The organism is Cupriavidus sp. WS (assembly GCF_000395345.1).
Taxonomy (GTDB): domain Bacteria; phylum Pseudomonadota; class Gammaproteobacteria; order Burkholderiales; family Burkholderiaceae; genus Cupriavidus; species Cupriavidus basilensis_B.
This window is the reverse complement of the sequence record NZ_AQPL01000582.1, coordinates 1-5,521: the sequence shown is the minus strand read 5'-3', so window position 1 is coordinate 5,521 and position 5,521 is coordinate 1. Positions and strand designations below refer to the sequence as shown.

The following is a 5,521-nucleotide window of genomic DNA, read 5'->3' as shown; positions in this document are numbered from 1 at the left end:
CTCGCCGACCGCGGCGACCTCGCCGCGGCGGTCTCGGCCTGCCTGGCGCACCTCGACGCGCAGCCGCCATCCGCCGCCGGCTACTGCCTGCTGGGCGTGCTGCACGATGCCACCAGCCGGCCCGCCGAGGCGCGCGAAGCGTACCGCCGCGCGCTCTACCTCGACCCGGCCCACCAGGAGTCGCTTTATCACATGGCCGCCATTCTCGAAGCCGACGGCGACAGCGCGGCGGCCGCCCGCCTGAGGCAGCGCGCCCAGCGCAACCAGCCGAGCCGCCATGACTGAGCCTGCTTCGACCGCCGCGCCCGCATTGACCGCATCGCCGCCGCCGGGCCACGGCCTGCCGGCCGGCGCGGCGCGCATCGTCATCGACAACTGCTGGCGCCGCATCGGCGTGCTCGGCGACAGCAGTTGCCCGCAGCTCGCCGTATACATCCGCTGCCGCAACTGCCCGGCCTACTCGCGCGCGGCGCTGGAGCTGCTCGACAACCTGCCCGCCGGCGAAGCCGGCCTGCCCGACGAGGCCACGCCCGCCGACGGCGCCGCGCGCGGCCCCGCCGTGTCCTGCCTGGTGTTCCGCGTCGGCGAGGAATGGCTGGCGCTGCCGGCCGCCGCGCTGGCCGAAGTCACCGCGCCATGCCCGGTGCACACGCTGCCGCACCGCCGCCACGCCGCCGTGCTGGGCCTGGCCAGCGTGCGCGGCAACCTGCTGGTGTGCATCTCGCTGGCGCGGCTGCTCGGCCAGGACCCGCCGGCGGACGCCGGCGCGGCCAATGGCGTGGCCGGCGGCGCCGGGCGCGGCGCCCGCCTGCTGGTGCTGGGCCAGGGCCGCGGCGCCATCGCGCTGCCGGTCGACGAGGTCACGGGCATCGAGCGCGTGGCCGAATCCGCGCTGCAGGCGCTGCCGACCACGCTGTCGCGCGCCTCCGCGCGCTATGCGCGCGCGCTGCTGCAAAGCGGCGGGCGCAGCGTCGGCCTGCTCGACGCCGGCCTGCTGCAGCAGGCCCTGACGCGGAGCCTGGCATGAATCCGGACCAGTTGCGCGACGCCTCCCTGCTCGAGCTGTTCGCGCTCGAGGCGCAGTCGCAGGCGGAAGTCCTCAACGCCGGCCTGCTCGCGCTGGAGCGCAACCCGGCCGCCGCCGACCAGCTCGAGGCCTGCATGCGCGCCGCCCATTCGCTCAAGGGCGCGGCGCGCATCGTCGGCCTCGACGGCGGCGTGCGCGTGGCCCACGTGATGGAAGACTGCCTGGTCGCCGCCCAGCGCGGCGAACTGGCGCTGCGACCCGCGCACATCGACACCCTGCTGCACGGCACCGACCTGCTGCTGCGGCTGGGCAACCCGCCCGACGGCGACCTCGACTGGGCCGGCCACGCCGGCAAGGACGAGATCGACGCGCTGGTGACGCGCCTGGGCGCGCTGCTGGCCGGCAAGGCGGTCGACGACGCGCCGTGGGCGCCGGCCCCGGCCGCGCCGCCGGCACCAGCGCAAGTCACACCGCAAGCCACGCCGGCCACGCCGCAGGCCGGGCCGGATGCCGCGCCCGAGCCCCCGGTTGCGCCCATGATCGCGCCCGTGATTGCCCCCCCGATCACACCCGCGGAACCGGCACGGGCCGCGGAGCCCCGGCCAGGCGAGCCCGGCGGCCTGCCCGAGGCGCAGGAGCGCATGCTGCGCGTGAGCGCCGACACGCTCGACCAGCTGCTCGCGCTGTCCGGCGCGGCCATGATCGAGGCCAACTGGCTCAAGCCGTTCGGCAACGCGCTGCAGCAGACGCGCCGCCTGCAGATGCGCGCGCTGCAGGCGCTCGACGCCGCGCAGGTGGCGCTGGCCGGCGGCGGCACCGCCGACGGCACCGCGCAGGCGCGGCTGGCGGACGCGCAGCTGCTGCTGGCCGAGAGCCACCGGCAGCTCTCGCAGCGCACCAGCGAGCTGGAGCAGTACGACCACCGCACCGGCCGCCTGTCGCGCCAGCTCTACGACCGCGCGCTGGCCAGCCGCATGCGGCCGCTGGCCGACGGCCTGGCCGGCTACTCGCGCATGGTGCGCGACCTCGGGCGCGCGCTCGGCAAGTCCGTGCATCTCGAACTGGTCGGCGAGAGCACCAAGGTGGACCGCGACATCCTCGAGCAGCTCGAGGCACCGCTGGCGCACCTGCTGCGCAACGCCGTGGACCACGGCATCGAGACGCCCGAGGCGCGCCGCGCCGCCGGCAAGCCCGCCGAGGGCCGCATCACGCTCAACGCGCGCCACAACGCCGGCCGGCTGGTGATCGTGATCGCCGACGACGGCGCGGGGGTGGATCTCGACGCCCTGCGCCAGGCCATCGTGCGGCGCGGCCTGGCGCCCGCCGAGACCGTCGCCCGCCTGTCGCAGGCGGAGCTGCTCGACTTCCTGCTGCTGCCCGGCTTCAGCCTGCGCGAGACCGTCAGCGAGGTGTCCGGGCGCGGCGTCGGGCTGGACGCCGTGCAGGACATGATCCGCCAGGTGCGCGGCAGCATCCGCCTGGTGCAGGAAAGCGGGCGCGGCATGCAGTTCCACCTGGAGCTGCCGCTCACGCTGTCGGTGGTGCGCGCGCTGCTGGTGGAAGTCTCGGGCGAGGCCTACGCCTTCCCGCTGGCCTACGTGATGCAGGTGCTGCGCCTGGAGCGCGGCGCGATCGAGCAGCTGGAGAACCACCAGCATTTCCGCTTCGGCGAGCGCCACGTGGGCCTGGTCAGCGCGGCCCAGGTGCTGCAGCAGGCCGAGGCCCGCGCCGACGAGGACACCGTGCCGGTGGTGGTGCTGGGCGACCACGAGCGCACCTACGGCGTGGCGGTGGACCGCCTGCTCGGCGAGCGCATACTGGTGGTGCAGCCGCTCGCGGCCAGCCTCGGCAAGATCAAGGACATCGCCGCCGGCAGCATCACCGAGGACGGCACGCCGGTGCTGATCTTCGACGCCGAGGACATGATCCGCTCGGTGGAGAAGCTGCTCTCCGAAGGCAAGATCGACCGCATCCGGCGCGGCGGCGCGGAAGCCGCGCCGGTGCGCCGCAAACGCGTGCTGGTGGTGGACGATTCGCTCACGGTGCGCGAGCTCGAGCGCAAGCTGCTGGCCAACCGCGGCTACGAGGTCGCGGTGGCGGTGGACGGCATGGACGCCTGGAACGTGCTGCGCGCGGAGAGCTTCGACCTGGTCATCACCGACATCGACATGCCGCGCATGGACGGCATCGAGCTGGTGACGCGCATCAAGCGCGAGGCGCGCCTGCAGCAGGTGCCGGTGATGGTGGTGTCGTACAAGGACCGGGAACAGGACCGCCAGCGCGGCCTGCAGGCCGGCGCGGACTACTACCTGGCCAAGGGCAGCTTCCAGGACGCCGCGCTGCTCGACGCGGTACAGGACCTGATTGGGGAGGCGCGCGCATGAAGATCGGCATCGTCAACGATTCACCGCTGGCCGTGGTCGCCCTGCGGCGCGTGCTCGCGCTGGACCCCGAGCTGGAAGTCACGTGGGTGGCGGAGAACGGCGAGAGCGCCGTGCACCTGGCCGCCGCGCGCACCCCCGACCTGATCCTGATGGACCTGCTGATGCCGGTGATGGACGGCGTCGAGGCCACCCGCCGCATCATGGCCGCGAGCCCGTGCGCCATCGTGGTGGTGACGATGGACCTGGGCCGCAACGCCAGCCAGGTGTTCGACGCGATGGGCCACGGCGCCATCGACGCGGTCGACACGCCCTCGCTGGCGCAGCCCGACTCGCAACTGGCCAGCGGGCCGCTGCTGCGCAAGATCCGCAACATCGGCCGCCTGATCGAAGGCCGCGGCGTGCCCGCGCGCGCGCCGGCGCCGCCCGCGCGCAAGGCCCGCGCCGAATGGCTGGTGGCGCTGGGCGCCTCGGCCGGCGGCCCGGCCGCGCTGGCCACGCTGCTGGGCGCGCTGCCGCCCGGCTTCAACGCCGCCGTGATCGCCGTCCAGCATGTCGACGAAGCCTTCGCCGCGGGCATGGCGCAGTGGCTCGACGCGCAATGCAAGCTGCCCGTGCGGCTGGCCCGCGAAGGCGAGGCGCCGCAGCCCGGCACCGTGCTGCTGGCCGGCACCAACGACCTCCTGCGCCTGCTCGGGCCGGCGCGCATGGCCTACACCGAAGAGCCGAGCGACTACCTCTACCGGCCATCGATCGACGTCTTCTTCGAAAGCGTGGCCCGGCACTGGCGCGGCGATGCGGTGGGCGTGCTGCTCACCGGCATGGGCCGCGACGGCGCGCTGGGCCTCAAGGCCATGCGCGAGCGTGGCTACCTGACCATCGCCCAGGACCAGGCCACGAGCGCCGTCTATGGCATGCCGAAAGCCGCCGCCGCCATCGGCGCGGCCAGCGAGATCCTGCCGTTGCCGCAGATCGCCGCGCGCATCGCACGGGCCTGCGGCACCAGCACCAATGCCAACCAGCGGTAGGGAACCGGCAGCAAGAGGAACACAATGTCGATACAGATAGAACGCAACTACGCACAGCGCCCGGAGGAATACCTGGCGATGGTGCTGCTGGTGGACGACCAGGCCATGATCGGCGAAGCGGTGCGGCGCGAGCTCGAGCCCGAGAAGGACATCGACTTCCACTACTGCGCCAAGCCCGACGAGGCCGTCGCGGTGGCCGAGCGCACGCGGCCCACGGTGATCCTGCAGGACCTGGTGATGCCCGGCATCGACGGCCTGACGCTGGTGCGCCGCTACCGCGCCAACCCGGCCACGCGCGACATCCCCATCATCGTGCTGTCCACCAAGGAAGAGCCGATCATGAAGAGCGCGGCCTTCGCCGCCGGCGCCAACGACTACCTGGTCAAGCTGCCCGACACCATCGAGCTGGTGGCGCGCATCCGCTATCACTCGCGCTCCTACATCAACCTGCAGCAGCGCGACGAGGCCTACCGCGCGCTGCGCCAGAGCCAGCAGCAGCTGCTGGAGACCAACCTGGAGCTGCAGCGGCTGACCAACTCGGACGGCCTCACGGGGCTGTCCAACCGGCGCTACTTCGACGAATACCTCGGCGCCGAATGGCGGCGCGCGGCGCGCGAGCAGAGCCAGCTCGCGCTGCTGATGATCGACGTGGATTCGTTCAAGGCCTACAACGACACCTACGGCCACGTGGCCGGCGACGAGGTGCTGCGCCGCGTGGCCGGCGTGATCCGCGAGAACTGCACGCGCCCGGCCGACCTGCCCGCGCGCTTCGGCGGCGAGGAGTTCGCCATGATCCTGCCCGCCACCTCGCCCGGCGGCGCGCGCCTGCTGGCCGAGAAGGTCCGCCGTGCCATCGAGTCCATGCAGGTGCCGCACAGCGGCTCCCAGGTCGGGCCCTGCGTGACGGTCAGCATCGGCGGCACCGCCATCGTGCCGGGCCAGGACGAGCCGTTCAGCCGCCTGATCGAGATCGCCGACGCCGGGCTCTACCAGGCCAAGCGCAACGGCCGCAACCAGGTCGTCATGACCGCCTGAGCGCCGCGCCCGGGGGCGTGCGCCGCCGGCCGCGGCGCGCGCCGCCGCCT

The 5,521-nt window shown here is 73.7% G+C and carries 5 protein-coding genes; all 5 read left to right on the top strand.

From position 1 onward, the window contains the following. The coding region (locus tag K206_RS40270; RefSeq protein WP_043367798.1) for a tetratricopeptide repeat protein at positions 1–285 on the top strand (285 nt) is incomplete at its 5' end. After that, positions 278–1,027 carry a chemotaxis protein CheW gene (locus tag K206_RS0134990; RefSeq protein ID WP_081651621.1) on the top strand — a complete coding sequence of 250 codons (750 nt, stop codon included), beginning with the start codon at positions 278–280 and terminating at the stop codon, positions 1,025–1,027. The genes K206_RS40270 and K206_RS0134990, both read left to right, overlap by 8 nt. Further along, on the top strand, positions 1,024–3,411 hold the full coding sequence (locus K206_RS0134985) for a hybrid sensor histidine kinase/response regulator (RefSeq protein WP_020206918.1): 2,388 nt from the start codon (positions 1,024–1,026) through the stop codon (positions 3,409–3,411). Before K206_RS0134990 ends, K206_RS0134985 begins: the two co-directional genes overlap by 4 nt. Then, on the top strand, positions 3,408–4,436 hold the full coding sequence (locus K206_RS0134980; protein ID WP_020206917.1) for a chemotaxis response regulator protein-glutamate methylesterase: 1,029 nt from the start codon (positions 3,408–3,410) through the stop codon (positions 4,434–4,436). Before K206_RS0134985 ends, K206_RS0134980 begins: the two co-directional genes overlap by 4 nt. Positions 4,437–4,460: 24 nt before the next feature. Next, entirely contained in the window at positions 4,461–5,471 is a 1,011-nt protein-coding gene (locus tag K206_RS0134975; RefSeq protein WP_020206916.1) for a PleD family two-component system response regulator, read from the top strand. Positions 5,472–5,521 lie beyond the last annotated feature (50 nt).